Genomic DNA, 16,296 nt, shown 5'->3' on the forward strand with positions numbered 1-16,296 from the left:
GAATTGTTTCCCAGCTTATCCTAACACAAAAAATTATCTTTGCCTCCGTTTTAGTTGATTTTTTTTGCGGTCAATGCGGCCTCAAACAAACAGTCTCCAAAAATTGTATATATAAAATTTTTTATAACAAACAAATCAACCAAAAATTTGCTGGGTTGATTGAAGCTTTTACGGGAATCAATTTTTTTAGAAAAACAGTGCCGAGTCTTCGGTGGAATAGAAAATACTTACAACACGGGCTAAAAATACTTCTCGGTTTTGAATTTCCTCTCAATCTCTGCTGAACTCTCAGAGTAGAGACCTGCAAATGCAAATCTCTACTTTCACCCTAATTAGACCGACATCTCACGACTTTCAGTATTTATTAACTGAGTTATTCGTCCGGTGTAACCTTGAACAATTCTTCGGCCAATTCCAATAAATGTTGGCAAAAATTGCTCTTGGGGTTTTACCTCTCCCCATCTACCTTATCCCCCCAACCCCCCCTTTGAAAGGGGGGAAGAAAAGAAGTTGTGAGATTTGAGGGGATTAATTAACCGAAAGAAACATCGGGCGTTACCATGAACAATTCTTCGGTTAATTCGTCGGCATGAACATCTTGAAGAACAGCCAAAGTTTCGCCGGATTCGATGACGCTAATCATCGCACCCATATCGCTATTGGTAATCGAAAGTTCTTCAAACATCAGTTCGCCTTCGACCAAACCGATCATGTCTTCAGTAACATCAAAATCGGTAATTAAATCGGTACCATCCCCATTCCCGAAGACAAACAGATCGCTACCACTTCCACCCGAGAAGTCATCGCCTGTAAGCGTATCGTTTCCGGTAACGCCCATAATCGTGTCATTACCCGCATCGCCGAAGATTTGATCGTCGCCTTCGTCGCCGCTAAGGAGGTCATTACCCGCTTTACCGCCAATGCGATCGTTACCGGCGCCGCCAGAGATAACATCATCCCCGCCATTTGAACCGCCAGACGAACGGCTATTGGCATCGCCCCGCAGGACATCATCACCGTCGCCACCAAAGACGGTATCATCGCCCAAACCGCCGGCAACGAGGTCATCACCTGCCAAAGCGTCAATTGATTCGTTAATATCAGTTCCGACTAATTCATCAGCGTCATCGGTGCCAACAATATCAACGGGTGTACCGCCACCACCGCCCGGAACCAGGTCAAAGGCGATGTCGTATTCACCGATATTGATACCAGACTGAGGCAGAACCCGACCGCTACCGGTACCGGCTTCAAACGGATCGTAAACGGTATTACCCAACAGGCTGACACCCACAAAGTAAGTACCCGTTTCGGATGCGGTAAATTCGAGATAGGCATCGCGGTTGGCAGTGAAGATTTCATCGGGTGCCGGAGCATTATTTGCGTTAGCCAACTCGTTCCCTTCTGCGTCAAACAGTCGCAGCACAGAATCCAACCGTTGAGGAACCTCACTGTCTTCGAGGAAGTATTCGATGGAGTCCACATCAATCTTGATGCTATCTCCGGCTACCAGGTCGAAGCTGTACATATCCACATCTTCGGAGGCATCAATCAGGTTGCGAGTGGCGCGAGTTGCCCCAATTTCCCCGGTGGTGGAGTAGCTGGGATTTTCTGCACTCAAACCCGTGAGAATCGCTTCCGAGATGGTGTCGTTGGGTTCGGCAGGAGGCGCATCGGGCGTTTCACCATCGCCGTCATCATCGCCATCATCGGGCAGGGGTACAGAATCCGGGTTATCTGCAATGGTAAAGCTGACCTCGCTGGCATCGGGGTCAATGGCATAACCAATTCCCGGTTGAATTGAGTAGGTAAATTCCTCAATGCCTTCGGTGGCAACTTCCGGGTCAATGTCGGGAATGCTGCTTTCATCAAAGGCGGACAGCGTAATGCTGGCGGTTTCGTCCAGGATTCGGAAGTAGAACCCGCTGGAACGGAAGTTCGGGACGGGAATTGCACCTCCGGTAAACTCGGCGTTGAGAACATCAAGTTCTCCGAGATCGCCAAAGTCATCACTGGTGCTATCAACGTAAACCAAAATGCCTTCTTCTGGGGGCGCTTCGCTGAGATCGAAGCTAATCGTGGTTTGATTGCCGACCGACTCGATCAATTCGGTTTCGCTGATGGAAATGCCAACTTCCGGGACTGTGGGCGCTTCTGGCACATCTGCGAGGGTATCGTAGATGGTTCCCATCGTCATGGTACTCTCACCGACGGTATACCCGGCACTCTCTTCGAGGGTGAAGGTATAGGGAACGGGTTCTGAACCTGTGGGGTCTTCAGATGTCTCAACGTTGAGGTTAATGATGGCAGTAGGTTCGTCGAGACGGAAGCGAATTCCAGAAGCGACGCCCGACTCATTGTAAACCGCACCGACGACTTCACCGCCGGGACTGAAAGGTTGTCCGCCAATCTCGAAATAGTCTCCGAGGCTGATGTCGCTGTCGAGAATGACTTCTAAGCCGCCAGAGGGAATGGCACCGTCAACGGTTAATCCCAAGGTCAGAATTGAAGCGCCATCATCGAGGGACTGCACCAACGTACTGGCAAGGATGTTGTCGTCTCCATCATAGGTTCCGGGTGTGGAAGTCAGAGATACTGTTGGCCCTTCGCCCGTACCCGGTTCGATAACGGTGGGTTCGGCGGTAATTTCGGTATTGAGGGAGAGGTTGAGGTCGTACTCGCCGCTGCTGCGTCCGGTACCGCTGGCCGGTTCAAAGGGTTCGTAGGGATTGTTATCGAAACCAAACTCACCGTTGGGGAAGCTGCTAACGCCTACATAATAAGTGCCGTCGGCTTCTGCTGTGTATTCGAGGTAAGAGTCGGCTTCGGCAACGAAGGCTTCATCGGGAGCGCCATCATCATCGCTTTGGGCGAGTTGATTTCCTTCGGCATCAAACAACCGCAACACCGGATCGAGATCGGAACCCATTTGTTCGGCGTCAACGTCCAGACGGAGGGTGTCGCCGGCTGTCAATTGGACTTTGTAGAAGTCTACGTCTTCGCTAAAGTCAACGTAGAGTCGGCCGTCTTCGGTTTCGTAGAAGTTGGCGTTTTCGTAGTCGATACTGCTGCTGAAGCTGACTTCCGGGTTGTCTGCACCTAAACCCACTTCCGTCGCCAGTTCGATGGTATCGTTGGGTTCGCTGACTTCAGTCGGTGCGGGAACTTGTTCGGGAGTGTCAACTAAGCTGAAGGTTCCGGTACCGGCTTCGGGGTTGACTTGATAACCGTCTCCGGGTTCAACGGTGAAGGTGGCTTCTTCTAACGCTTCGCTTTCGCCGTCTTCTGCAACGGGTAGGTTAATGGTTGCGGTTTGTGAGGTGAGTTTGAACTGGAACCCGTCCAAACTATCGTTAACCCCAACAATTTCTCCGCCCATGACTTCGATGCTATCCAAGTCAAATTCTGACAACATCGGAGCGGAGACCGAAATTGTTACCCCTTCTTCTGGCGGAGGCGAACTGAGGCTAAAGGTATGAACGCCGACGGTGCTTTCTGATTCAACTAAAACAGTGGGTTCGATAGAATAGGAAACTTGAATCTGAGAATCCGGGTTATCGGCGATGGTCAGATCAAATCCACTCGCTTCAGGATCGATAGTATAACCGGGACCTTCTACGACTTCAAAGCTAAACGCTTGAACGCCCTCGACAACGCCTTCGGTGATTTCCGGGTTGGTGGTTTCGTCGAAAGCGGGTAAAGTGATGGACGCACCGTCTTCGAGAATCTTGAAGTAGAAGCCGCTAGCCACAAAGTTGGGAAAGGGTACTGCACCGCCTGAGATTTCGGCGTTGAAGACATCAAATTCGCCCAAGGCGGCGCGAGTATTGCTATTGACGTAAACTAAAACGCCGTCTTCGGGAATATCACCGTCAACGTTAAAGGTGAGGGTAGTCGTATTACCTTCTGACTCAACTAATGCGGTTTCGCTAACGGTTAAGCTAACTTGGGGTGAGGTTTCCGGTTCGGGTGCGGTTTCCAGGCTGTCGTAGAAGGTAACAGTCGAAGACCCCATCTCGCTACTAACGCTGTAGCCGTCTCCCGCTTCTACGGAGAATGTGGCATCTTCTGGGCCGTCGGTTTCGGCTTCTTCTAAGTTTTGGACGTTAAGCGCGATCAATGCACTGGGACTGGTAACTCGCAGACGGATACCGGAAGCAACTCCTGTTTCGGGGTCGTAAACGGCTTCTAAAATTTCGCCGCCAACGGTTAGGGGAGGACGTCCCAAGTTGCTGAAGTAGTCCGTTAAGGCGATATCGCTGTTAATGGTGACTTCTAAGCCTTCTTCTGGAATTTCTCCTTCGGTTTGCAGGCCCAGTACCAATAAAGAGGCGCCGGCTTGCTCACCCAAAGATTCTACCAGTTCGGGCGTTAAGATGGTATCGCGCAGTTCTGTGCGATCGCCGTTAAAGGTGCCGGTCAGGGTTTGTAAGGAGACGACAGGGCCTTCTGTTGGGGGTTCGGGGGGTTCGGAAGGTTCGCCAACCTCGGTGTCATCAATGGTTACGGTGAACTCGCTCGCCTCGGGACTGACTTCGTAGGTTTCACCGTTTTCTAGGGTGTAGGTAAAGGTTTCGAGTCCTTCTGCTACATCGTCTTCAAAGACGGGAACGGTTAGGGTTGCGGTTTGTTCTGTGACTCGGAATACCACTGCACTGACGGTTTCGTTGGTTCCGGCAATGTTTCCGCCGGTTACGACTGGGCCTTCAATGGTGATCTCGTCTTCTCGATCGCGAGGGTTGGAGGCGTTGACGTCAAACTCGGCGATCGCTCGGGGTATAGCGCCATCGAGGTAAACCAAAACGCCTTCGGGGGGTGGCGGTTCATCTAGGGTGAAGGTGACGGTTAAGGCGGTTTGTTCGGACTCTAACAGGGTTGTTGGTTCTGCGGTAACGCTAACGGTTGGTCCGACTCCGCCTTCTACGCCATCGGTAACGGTGAAGCTGGCTGTATCGCCTTCGGGGTCAACTTCGTAACCAACGCCGGCTTCTAAGCTGTAGCTGAATTCTTGATCGGCTTCTTCGAGGATATCGTCAAAGACCGGAATTGCTATGGTTGCTGTGGGTTCGGTGATGGTAAAGGTGAAGCTGCTGAGGTCTTCTTCGAGGGCGAACAGATCGAGGGTTCCGCCTGTTACGCCACTCTCAACTAAGCTTCGGTCAAACCGATAGAAAACTTCTAAGTTCTCGTCAAAGCGGGTCTGGGCTGCGGTGAACTGTTGCAGGATACCGGGTGTATCTCCCTGTAACCGCACTTGTAAGCCTTCTTCTGGAATTTCGCCTTCGGTGTTGAACGTCAGGGTTAATACCGAGCCATCGGCTTCGCTAATGGTATCTGGGCTGGCCGTAAAGCTGACAACCGGTTCTGTGGGTGAGGGTACCGGTGTGGGTACCGGTGTGGGTACCGGTGTGGGTTCGGGAGGTGCGTCCACACTCACGGTAACGGTGGCAACGTTGGAACTGTCTTCGCCATCGCTAGCCGTATAAGTGAAGCTGTCTTCTCCGCTAAACCCGTCGTCCGGCGTGTAGCTGAAGGAACCGTCGGCATCGAGTTCTACGCTACCGTTGGCCGGTTGACTCTCTATGCTGGCGGTTAACGCATCTCCGTCGGCGTCGGTGTCCCCATCGAGAACGCCCAAATCTGCATCAACGAACAGGGGAGATTCAAAACCTGTACTGTAGCTGTCATTATCGGCGACTGGGGCTGTATTTTGCGGTTCGGGAGGTGCGTCCACACTCACGGTAACGGTGGCAACGTTGGAACTGTCTTCGCCATCGCTAGCCGTATAAGTGAAGCTGTCTTCTCCGCTAAACCCGTCGTCCGGCGTGTAGCTGAAGGAACCGTCGGCGTCGAGTTCTACGCTACCGTTGGCCGGTTGACTCTCTATGCTGGCGGTTAACTCATCTCCGTCGGCGTCGCTATCCCCATCGAGAACGCCTAAATCTGCATCAACGAACAGGGGAGATTCAAAACCTGTGCTGTAGCTATCATTATCGGCGACTGGGGCTGTATTTTCCGGTTCCGGTGGCCCGTCGTTATCTTCAATGACAAATGTTGCTGAACTGGCTGAAGGAGAGACTTCATAACCTTCTCCCGGTTGGATGGTGTAGGTAAAGCTCTCCGAACCTTCATCCTCGCTGTCATCAAACACGGGTAGGGTAATGCTTGCGGTTTGTTCGCTGATGCGAAGGGTAAAACCGTTGGTATCGTCGCTCACCCCAACAATGCGGGCGCCGCTATATTGGGCTGCAAATACATCCAACTCGGCTATAGCATTGACAATGGGACTGGTAACGGTGACATCAATTCCGTCTTCGGGTGGGGGTTCGCTGAGGTCAAAGGTTAGGGTGAGTACCGTTGTATCTTCTTCTACGAGGGTTGTCGGAGTTGCGGTTAAACCGACTGTGGGAACGAATACCCCCGCGTAGGTTTCGGTGACAGAAGGTAGAAAGGCTAATTTTTCCTCTACTGAACTGATCAACTCTCCGATGCGGACGTTCAGGTTCCAAGTTCCCCCTAAGTTAGCATTTCCGACTCGTTGTTCTGAGGCGGTAATATTAGCTCCTGTAACCTGGTGCAAAGTTTGTAAGAAATTACGCCCGACGCCAAAAGCGACTTGACAACCATATAAAACTAAGGAGTTGCCAAGTAGATATTTTGACCAAGTTTTAAGCTGTTCTTGGTATTGGCTGAGGCTATTGAGATTTAATTGGGTTTGTCCCAAAAATAAACAGCCCGGTTCACCGTGAGAGACGATGTGCAGGCTGTTGATAGCGGGAGAACGCTCTAAGGCTGCGGTAATTTGCTCAACGCCGTCGAGATGGGAATCTAGCAGTAATACTTCTGCGTTCGGTTGGACTTGGCTGGCTAACCAAGAAGCATTACTTACTCCAGAATCAATCGCAACAAGGATTTGAGCGGGTTTGACTGGGCGATCAACAGTTGTGCGATCGCCGCAAAATCGGATAAAATTGTCCATTATATGACCTCTACGAAAGTAGAATTTGAGATGATTGCCCAGAAGTGATGTTCTGGGTTTTTTGTGGGCAGAATTGGGAAAAAAATGCCCGAGTCTGTTTTCTGTATCCCTGTTCTAGCTAGAGGGAATGAGAAACCCCAATGGGATTGAGGTTAAACCCCCACATTCGCTCGGAAAGATCGGGCAATAAAGCCTTGAACTTTTTATAACATCTTGATAAGCATTTCAACAAGGAATTTTGAAAAAATTTTAAATTGTTGCAAATCTTTTTATTTGAAATCCTTATCATAAAAACAAAAGCATTCGAGCTAATCTTTGCACCGCATTGCTGTTAAGTGTTCGATGATAAAACAGCATAACAAGGATGATAATATAGCCAATATTATCATCCAAAGGACAACTAAAATTTTTAATATTTAGTGGGTGGGATTCGTAATTCTACCTCAAATCTTGCCGCGTGATATTCTCAGAGAAATAAGATGACTAAGATTTACGCTTGAGTGTTGTTACCCCCAGTGCAGTGAAGGTGAGCAAACCCAATATTAAAGTGGGTTCTGGGATAGAGGAGTATTCTACCGTTCCAAACCCCAAAATCGGAGTACGAGGATCGTCTTCGGGGGTGTAGAAAGTCGGATCGAAACCGTCGGTCAGTTCGGTTCCCGAAATTCGCAAGAAATCTCCCGGATAGTCAAGTTCGGGAACGGCTGAGAACGGGTGATAAATTGCCAACCAATCCAGTCCAAGTAACTCACCATCTTGAAAACTTACGGTTGGGAAGTCCGGGAAACGGGGATCAAGATCCTGATTAACGTGAGGATCTTCTTCGAGTGCGACTGATAATGCAGGAATAGTTTCAAGGCCAATTCCTGTTAGCAAGGATTCGTCAAATGTAAACGTACCTTTGTAAAAATCGGGATTTGCTTCCAAGCCTATCTCGGGGGCGCCCTCTATAAAAATACTTTCAACTAAATTGGTTGTAAAACCATATTCAACGGTGTTGGCTTGAGTGGGTAGGGGGACAATAAAAATCGAGCTAAAAATAGCGCCCGCTGCAATGGGTTTGAGTATTTGAGAGATGGGGTTGAGCATGGGAATTTGTTATCGAGAAAGTTTATAACATTTTGTCGGATTTAGTGACGGTTCTCTCTCAAGGATTAAGATTCATGGATTAGTTTGGGGTTGGCTTTTTGAGTCACAAACTAATCCACTATATTATGATGTGCGTTAAGTCAGGTTAATTGGCTTTGTGGAGGGGGAATTTTCCCATCTGTATCGGGGCGAATAGAGCCAAAGCCTTGAATGGCTGCAAAACGCAATAGGGTAATACTGGCAGTTGCTAAGGCAAAATTTGGGTAGATGCTTTCTGACATTGGAGTTCGCTGTAAAAGGGCGGGTCTTGATGAGAATTAATTTCAAATGTGAACCGATCATAGGCGGTTGCTTGCGGGGAAGTCTAGGGAGTTTTGTAAAGTTGGGGCGGAATTTTGGCCCGGTTTTGTAAAGTTTGTGTAAAGCTTATCGGCTTGGTTCCAATGAAGTTGAACTGCGAATGGGGGGGGTGAAACCCCTATATAGCAGGGCTTTTGGGTAAATTGAGAAACTGCACATCTTTTGGAGAGGAAAGCAATTGTTCAAAGAAAAAATTAAGATTTTATTTCAATTACTTCTGGAAGTAAGTGCGGGATCGCAAGCTGTTGTCAACGACTGAGGATAAATTTATCGGGAGTTTTGAGGATGTTTGAGCGATCGAGAACACAATTTCCGCGTCATCTCCCTCCGCCAGACTTTAGGGTTAATTGCATCCGCTTCTTCAAAATCGATCAATTTGCAGCAATCAAATTAATACACTTCGGTGCGATCGCAATTGAGCAACGTTGAAGTCCATATCTCCTCAGAGCAATTCTATTCAATTTATTTGAATTCCATCAACTTTCGAGTGCGGTCGTTGCTTTGAGAGTTTCAGTAAATCATACAAACTGCACGGTAAACGGTAACGGTATAGCTTAAATTTTATTTGATTTCGGAGGTAAAATCCACCAATTAAAATCCAGCATCGGAATATTAATCTTGGTATGATCCGACGATTTGCCGAAACATATCTCTGGCTGACCGGGGCTTATGCAGCAAATTGCATTTTCTTATTCGCGCAGAAGAATTTATAACCTCGGCGACGGTTAAATTTGCTGGTGGGCGATCGCTAAAATATAATTAAAAAATCATATCATCGCGGGTGGGCGGTCATAAAATTACAGTTGGGCAATGATATAAAATATAGACGAACACGCACGGATACAAACTGACGAACTCAATTAGCCGAAGTTCGTTTGATTTGCTCTTACTAATTGGAAACTCGCGGGTACTCTACTAATTTCATTGAGGAGGGCGATCGCAGTTATAACAAACGGATTCCTCGGCTAAACTAGATGTGAAAACTTTCGGTAAATACATTGAGTTATTGTGAACCAGCAGCTGACCTCAGACCAGTTAGATCGGCTCATCGCCGAAGTAGAACACCTGTCTCAACGCCGGGAAGCCGAGTTAAATAGAGAACAGGTACGGGAGATTTTTCAAGAACTGAACCTTCCAATTGACTTACTTGACGATGCTTTAATGCAACTTAGACGCAGAGAAGCCCTGGTTGTCCAGCAAAAGCGCCGCCGACGGATTACTTTCGGAGTCGGAGTAACATTGATGACAATCGCGATCGCGAGTTCGCTTTGGTTCAATCATCGACAAAATACAATCGCCAAAGTTTACGCCAACTCCAATCAAAGTCGCATAACTTTAACCCGATTGGATAAAACCGACGACCTAACTGTTGTCAACCGGCAAGAAAATCCTCTAATCTATTATCAGGTTAAACTCCAGCAAGCCCCGGTGGGCCGCCAACTTTCTTTAAAATGTAATTGGATTAATCCTTTGGGTCAGATCGAACATCAAAATAACTATTCCACCCGTTCTATCGACAGAGAAGTTTGGAATACTCGCTGTCGCCATCAATTTGGTGATGCCTCACCCGTCGGAAATTGGCGGGTACAAATGCTTTTGAACGGTCGCATTTTGAGTGAAACCGAATTTATTGTACGGTGAACAATCCCGATTGTAGTTCCCATCATTTTCTCGGATATTGGAGTCTCAAACCCGAACATCAACTGAGCGTCCGATTGAATAGGATTGTACAGGAAAAACCCCATTTATATCCATCTTCCCGCCCAACTCCATCAAATGTGAATTGGGATGTTCGCTACACGGGAATAAAAGACAATTTTACCCATCGAACGGGCGATTTCATTGCGGGTATTTCTGTTTCGGGACTGGCGAATGCGGAGGCTTGGGTACGAGTCGAAGCCAATCATTTAATATTGGGGCGAGAACCCTTCGGTCGGGTTCCCCTTTACTGGATTTCTATTGAAGAAGCCATCTGGTTTTCCACACAAATTAAATTATTAATTCCCCTGATTGAATCGCCCCGAGTCAATTGGGCGGGGCTGTACGGTTACACCTGTTTTTCCTACATTCCAACTCCCCTAACTTCTGTTGACCAAATCTTCGCCGTTCCCGCCGGTTGCGAATTAATCTTTCCCCCGGATAAATCTATTGATAATCCTCACAAGTATATTATCAAAAATCCATATCAATGGCAAGAAAAAAAACCGAAAATCCGAGAGGAACGGGAAGCCATTCTACAGCTACGAACCTTACTCAAAAATGCAATTCATCGTCAAATTGAAAACTTGCCCTCCGAACCCGTTGGGGTGTTTCTTTCCGGCGGAATAGATTCGGCAACGGTGGCGGCATTGCTCGTACAATGTGGGATAAAAGTAAGAGCCTATACCCTCGATTTTGGAGAAAAAGATCTTTCCGAAATTCCCCACGCCGAACAAGTCGCCAAGTTTTTAAATATTCCATTAATCAAAGTATCCGCCACGCCCGATCGCATTAAAAAATCTTTGGTTGAAACGGTTCGCGCTTTGGATATACCCTTTGGAGATGGAGTAACAGCGCCGTTATATTTACTCAATCAAGCCGCCCGTCAAGATGTATCTATTGTTTTTAATGGCGAAGGGGGCGATCAATTATTTGCGGGTTGGACGAATAAACCGATGATTGCGGCCCTAACTTATGGCGGATTTAATCCGAGTTTTTCCGAAAATAAAGTAGACTTTACCCGACAATATTTGCAAACTTTTCATCGACTCTACGGCTGTGAAGGGCAAGTTTTTTCCCCCTCTGTACGGGCTAAAATCGAGGAAATCAATCCGGATTTTTGGTTGCAAGATGCGTTAAAATTAGAATATTGTTCGGAATTATTACATCGCTTGCGGCGGGCAAGTTTGATGTTAAAAGGGGCGCAAAACATCCACCCCCGGGCAACAAATCTGGCACTAAATCAAGGGTTGAACTTGCGATCGCCCTTTTGCGATTTGCCGTTGGCGGAGTGGACATTTCAGCTTCCGGGAGAATTTTATCTGCAAGGATCTTGTGAAAAATATATCCTAAAACGGGCGGTTGAAGATTGGCTACCCCCCGAAATTGTTTGGCGCGAAAAACGGGGCATGGGAGTCCCCTTAACCCTCTGGTGCGTAAATCAATTGTGGTCCGAAGTGGGATATTGGTTAAATTCAGGAGTTTTGCAAGCCGAAGGTCGATTTATTCCCGATTTAGCAATGCGGGTAATTCGGGGAAATTTGGGCGGATATATGCGGGGGCGGCGAATTGGAGAGATTCTTTGGCTGCTGATGATTTGGCAAATTTGGCGGACAACGGTGTTGGGAGAATCGGCAACAAACCGCAGTCAAATACACCCGTTTCTGCTACCCTATTGGTGGTGGAAATGGCGTTTTCAATCTCAAGAAGAAACATGACGATCACTTCAGCTTCAGATTCCATATCTTTAGTCCCAAGCCCGCTTCCATTTTCTGCGGAATTGGCGGAGGAATTATTAACAATTTACGGTTCTCCGCTTTATGTTTATCAAGCCGAACAACTTCAAGAAACAATAAATACCATAACCCGCTCTATTTCTTATCCGAAAACTCGGTTTCAGTTTGCCAGCGTCACCAATGGAAATATTTCCCTGCTGCAAATTTTTCACCGTTCGGGTTGGGGACTTCACGCGAACACGCCGGGAGATGTTTATTTGGGTTTGAAAGCCGGATTTTTACCCGAACAAATTGTTTACAGCGGAAGCAATCTCAACGAACTCGAATGGCGACAGCTTTTCAATTGGGGAGTCCGCACATTCAACTTGGATAGTGTGGCGCAGTTACAACTTTTGGGCGAAGTTTTTAAGACTCTCAAACCCGATTTTATTCCCCAAATTGGATTTCGACTAAATTACCCCGAGATTACCGGAGAAAGTCGCATTGGCGTGCGTCCTAGCGAGTTTTCGGATGCGTTAAAAATCGCTCAATCTTTTGGGTTAAAAATCGGCGGAATTCATTTTTATCGCGGAACCGGAACGAATGCAACTCGCGCTTTTACCGAGGTTATTTCATCAATTCTAGCCGTCGGTCAACAATTGCCGGATTGGAGTTACCTCGATTTTGGCGGCGGGTTTGGTTATCCTTATCGCCGGGGAAATATAGCCTTTAATTGGCAAGAATTTGGTCGAGAAATTCACCAAGCTTTGCGTCCGCTTGCAGAACAAATTGAACTTATTATAGAACCGGGACGGGCGGCGTGCGCGCAATCGGGTACAATACTCGCCAAAGTTGTATCGGTTAAATGGCAAGAAAGTAAGCAAATTGTCGGCGTCGATACCACCGTTGCCAATTTATCGGTTCCCTCAGTTCATGGCGGTTATCGGGAAATTATCGCCTTTTCGTCGAATTCCAAACTCTACCAAACCGACGTGTGCGGAAATACGACCTATTCCCGGGATTATTTGGGCCGAAATTGTTCGCTTCCGGCTTTAAAACCCGGAGACATTTTGGCAATATTGGACTGCGGCGCCTACGGTTATGCAATGTCCTCTCATTTTCTACACCGCCCCCGTCCTGCGGAAGTGCTTGTCGTGGCGGGAAAACATCGATTAATTCGGAGGCGAGAAAATTATGATATATTGATGGCAAACCAAGTATTTTAGCTCAATTTTTTGGAGTTAAAATTCAAAAAAGGAGATGCCATGAAGTGCGTTGTTTGCGGTACTGATAATAATTTACAAGACCGCACTGCCAACCGGGGTCGCTGTAAAAACTGCAACCATCAATTTACTTTCGATCCCAAAAGTGGCAGTCGCTTCACCGATATATTTTTTAAAAACTGTCTCGATTTGATTTCGGCTAATGGCACTCTCTACTACACTCCCAAACAGTTGACCTATTTGTTAGAAAAACGGTTAAATCGCAAATCAATTCAGCCGGGCGTGTCGTTGTTTTTGTATATTATTTTATTAGCAATTTTTTCCTTTACCGGGCCTTTCTCTTTTGTGATTGTTTCGAGCTTATTTTGTTGGAACGCTTGGAGACAATCCAATTCGAGTCGAAATAATATTTCTTGGCGTCGATTTAATCTTCAAGCTTTAAGATTTGCCGGATTTTTCATTATAGGTATTGGGATTTTTCTCAGTTTCCAAGTTTCCCTACAACCTTTGGCAGCCTTCGGTTTGTTGGCGGCGAGTTCGGCTTTGGGATTGTTAGCAATCTATTTGGCAAATACAAGATTGTCGGGAAAAGAGATTTATACGGCTCAATCTTCACTATTATCTCAAAGACAAGTTGACGAATGGATGGAGCGCTGGACTCGCTATAATACAGTCGATAAAATGCTACCTCCATCGGTTCAACAACCAACAGCAGGAGAAATCAATTCGGAAATTACTTCCTATAGTTTTGATCGGGTTGTAATCTGCGATCATAACGAGATCGCCCACTTGTTAATTATGAACAATTTTCACTTTGAACATAACTGTGCTGTTTTGAGTATTCGGGGATATCCCCGAAGGATTTTTAACACGGTTTTAGAAATGCTCAAACGCAATCCCGATTTAAAAGTTTATGCTTTTCACGATGCGAGTCCTTCTGGTGTCAGTTTAGCCCATCTACTTCGCACCGATCCGTTGTGGTTTGGCGGAACTAATATAGTTGTTTATGATTTGGGATTGCTTCCCCGTCACGTTTTTCAAAGTCGCAATATGTTTATTAAACATGAATCCGATTTTAGTACCCAAGCAAAACAAATTATCGGCGAAGTTCGACGGAGTTTATCCGATGAAGAACTCGACTGGTTGGAAGCCGGAAATTATGTGGAATTGGAATCCTTTACGCCGCAACGGTTATTGAACATTTTATCGAACGGTATCGCCCGAAGCAGAACAACATTATCCGGTCAAATTGAAAGCGGCAGTTCTTCGATTTACGATCCCGACGAAGATATTAGAGTTGCCTCTACAATTACGTTTTCTGAGAGTTTTGGATAATTTATAAATTGAGGTTTAATATTTTTTGTTGACTTGCAACCACATTTCTAAACTGGTTAACAGCCAAAGCTTAACTCCGTAGCGATTGTATCGATCTCCGCGATAATTTAACCATTCTCTAATTATATTTTGATTGAAGTAAGGTGCAATTTCGGCTTTTTTATTCAGCAAAAGGCTTTGGGCGCGGCGTTTCCAACGGGAACGAAACCAATACCCGACCGGAACCATCATTCCACTCTTGGGACGGTTAATAATCACAGATGGAAGAAGATCTTCAACCGCTTTTTTTAAGACGGCTTTTTCATTGGCTCCCGAGAGTTTATATTTGGGTGGAATTTCCAAGCTAAGTTCTACAATTCGCCGATCAAATAATGGAGAATATCCAAGGATTCCGGCGGCAGCCGTTAGATTATTAACTTTAGTTAGAATATGGTCGGCTCCTTTAAATTTAATATTGAGCAGCATTAAACGATTCAAATAATCAATCCGGGCGGATAAATCCGATTCAAATACCGACGTTGCCGTTTTAATAGCATTCAAAACTTCCGGTTTAACGAGGTCAGGTAAATCCGAAAAACATTTTTTAAAAGAGTTTAAATAGGCGGCAATTAAATCGTCAGATTGGGGGGCAATATTTCCATAGAGTTGATTCAGCAGCATCGGTTTATTCTTCGGCCCGCCAAAGCAAGGATCGCCCCCTTCTCCATTCAAAATAATACCGACCGTTTGTTGTGCGAATTGTCCGAGAAGAAAGTTGGGAACGGTTAAAGGATCGCCAATGGGATCGTCCAAGTTTGCCAAAGTAATCGGTAGTTTTTCCCATAAATCATTCGGCGTAATTTCTAGGATATGATGTTGAGTTTGGCAGTGTTCGGCAACCTGGCTGGAAAATTCTAATTCGTTGGGATAATCGGAACCAAAATGAATGGAATAGGTATGAACTGGATCGCGATGAAATTGAGTTGTCAACGCGGTAATACAGCTAGAATCCAAGCCTCCAGACAGATAAACCCCTGCGGGTTGTCCGTTGGGGAGAGATTCTTGTACGACTTGATTGAGAAGCGATCTGAGTTTTTGAGCGTGCCACTCCGGGGATTGATCTGGGTTCTGAATTGTTTCTTTGGGTTGCCAATAAACTTCGGTTTTGGGATGCTTTAAAGAGGTTGAAAAGTTCAAAAGAGTTCCTGGACGCAACTCTTTTACCTCCCGCCAAAGTGTTCTTTCTCCCGGAACAAAAGCGCAGGATAAATAATCGCCCAATGCCACCAAATCTAATTCTCTAGAATGGTGAGGTAATAAAGTTTTTAATCGCGGGGCTATCCACATTGTGGGAGAGGGAAGCGTATAGTAAAGGGTTTTGCATCCCACCGGATCGCGGATTAAAGATAAATTTTGTTGCTGTCGATCCCAAACAACCATCTCAAACATTCCTTCTAATTGAGAAACTATAGACAAAATGCTGGCTTCATCGCAATGGCAGTCCAAGAGTTGAGCCACCAATTCATCATCTTTTTTGAAGCTTTGAGAATTGAGTTGCCACCGCCGACAAAGTTGAATTCGGTTGAGTAAATTTATTTCTCCAACCAGAACAAACCTTTGAGTGGGACTCAGCGTCGGTTGGGAGTGAAAGATAGCTACTTTTTCATCTTTCCAAGTTATTTTTGAATGGAAGTTCTGGATTTCTCCCCAACAAATTAACCAAGATGGATTTGTTGATAAGTTTTCATCTACTTTTTTTATTTTAAACTTAAAGGGTAAAGTCTTAAGCCAATCTGTTGACATAGTTAAAAACGGTTTAAAAATTTTGAATACTATCGATATTTTTTCAGGAAGTTGGGGTAAAACTAGGCTAAAAATCGTAGTTGCTGCCGCCACCCCCGAAAAGGTAAATAGACGC

The 16,296-nt window shown here is 46.3% G+C and carries 8 protein-coding genes; 4 read left to right on the plus strand and 4 right to left on the minus strand.

The features are described 5' to 3' along the window. Positions 1–532: 532 nt before the first annotated feature. From ACL6C3_RS15025 to ACL6C3_RS15035, 3 genes are all read right to left on the minus strand, one after another. Complete coding sequence (locus tag ACL6C3_RS15025) at positions 533–6,979, minus strand: DUF4347 domain-containing protein (protein ID WP_413168024.1); 6,447 nt, start codon at positions 6,977–6,979, stop codon at positions 533–535. Between the two features lie 483 nt (positions 6,980–7,462). Continuing rightward, the gene (locus ACL6C3_RS15030; protein WP_413168025.1) at positions 7,463–8,068 is read right to left on the minus strand and encodes a hypothetical protein; all 606 of its coding nucleotides are present in this window, start codon (positions 8,066–8,068) and stop codon (positions 7,463–7,465) included. 140 nt (positions 8,069–8,208) lie between these two features. Beyond that, positions 8,209–8,349 (minus strand): hypothetical protein, encoded by a 141-nt coding sequence (locus ACL6C3_RS15035; protein ID WP_413168026.1) that lies wholly within the window; start codon positions 8,347–8,349, stop codon positions 8,209–8,211. A gap of 1,087 nt (positions 8,350–9,436) precedes the next feature. On the opposite strand from ACL6C3_RS15035, the gene ACL6C3_RS15040 reads away from it, so the two are divergent. Genes ACL6C3_RS15040 through ACL6C3_RS15055 form a run of 4 tightly spaced genes read left to right on the plus strand, consistent with a single transcriptional unit; the run spans position 9,437 to position 14,399 of the window. Continuing rightward, a complete protein-coding gene (locus tag ACL6C3_RS15040) occupies positions 9,437–10,069 on the plus strand; it encodes a hypothetical protein (RefSeq protein WP_413168027.1) in 633 nt (210 codons plus the stop codon). Further along, positions 10,066–11,844 carry an asparagine synthetase B family protein gene (locus ACL6C3_RS15045; RefSeq protein WP_413168028.1) on the plus strand — a complete coding sequence of 593 codons (1,779 nt, stop codon included), beginning with the start codon at positions 10,066–10,068 and terminating at the stop codon, positions 11,842–11,844. Before ACL6C3_RS15040 ends, ACL6C3_RS15045 begins: the two co-directional genes overlap by 4 nt. Further along, entirely contained in the window at positions 11,841–13,067 is a 1,227-nt protein-coding gene (locus tag ACL6C3_RS15050) for a diaminopimelate decarboxylase family protein (RefSeq protein ID WP_413168029.1), read from the plus strand. Before ACL6C3_RS15045 ends, ACL6C3_RS15050 begins: the two co-directional genes overlap by 4 nt. A gap of 39 nt (positions 13,068–13,106) precedes the next feature. Next, positions 13,107–14,399 carry a hypothetical protein gene (locus ACL6C3_RS15055; protein WP_413168030.1) on the plus strand — a complete coding sequence of 431 codons (1,293 nt, stop codon included), beginning with the start codon at positions 13,107–13,109 and terminating at the stop codon, positions 14,397–14,399. Positions 14,400–14,414: 15 nt separating this feature from the next. On the opposite strand, the gene ACL6C3_RS15060 is transcribed toward ACL6C3_RS15055, so the two are convergent. Continuing rightward, on the minus strand, positions 14,415–16,181 hold the full coding sequence (locus tag ACL6C3_RS15060) for an asparagine synthetase B family protein (RefSeq protein WP_413168031.1): 1,767 nt from the start codon (positions 16,179–16,181) through the stop codon (positions 14,415–14,417). Positions 16,182–16,296 lie beyond the last annotated feature (115 nt).

The organism is Capilliphycus salinus ALCB114379 (assembly GCF_047276495.1).
Lineage (GTDB): Bacteria > Cyanobacteriota > Cyanobacteriia > Cyanobacteriales > Microcoleaceae > Capilliphycus > Capilliphycus salinus.

Bases quoted from the DNA above. Each gene is read 5' to 3' on its own strand.
- ACL6C3_RS15025 (WP_413168024.1), bottom strand. From the start codon at position 6,979: ATGGACAATTTTATCCGATTTTGCGGCGATCGCACAACTGTTGATCGC.
- ACL6C3_RS15030 (WP_413168025.1), bottom strand. From the start codon at position 8,068: ATGCTCAACCCCATCTCTCAAATACTCAAACCCATTGCAGCGGGCGCT.
- ACL6C3_RS15050 (WP_413168029.1), top strand. From the start codon at position 11,841: ATGACGATCACTTCAGCTTCAGATTCCATATCTTTAGTCCCAAGCCCG.
- ACL6C3_RS15035 (WP_413168026.1), bottom strand. From the start codon at position 8,349: ATGTCAGAAAGCATCTACCCAAATTTTGCCTTAGCAACTGCCAGTATT.
- ACL6C3_RS15060 (WP_413168031.1), bottom strand. From the start codon at position 16,181: ATGTCAACAGATTGGCTTAAGACTTTACCCTTTAAGTTTAAAATAAAA.
- ACL6C3_RS15055 (WP_413168030.1), top strand. From the start codon at position 13,107: ATGAAGTGCGTTGTTTGCGGTACTGATAATAATTTACAAGACCGCACT.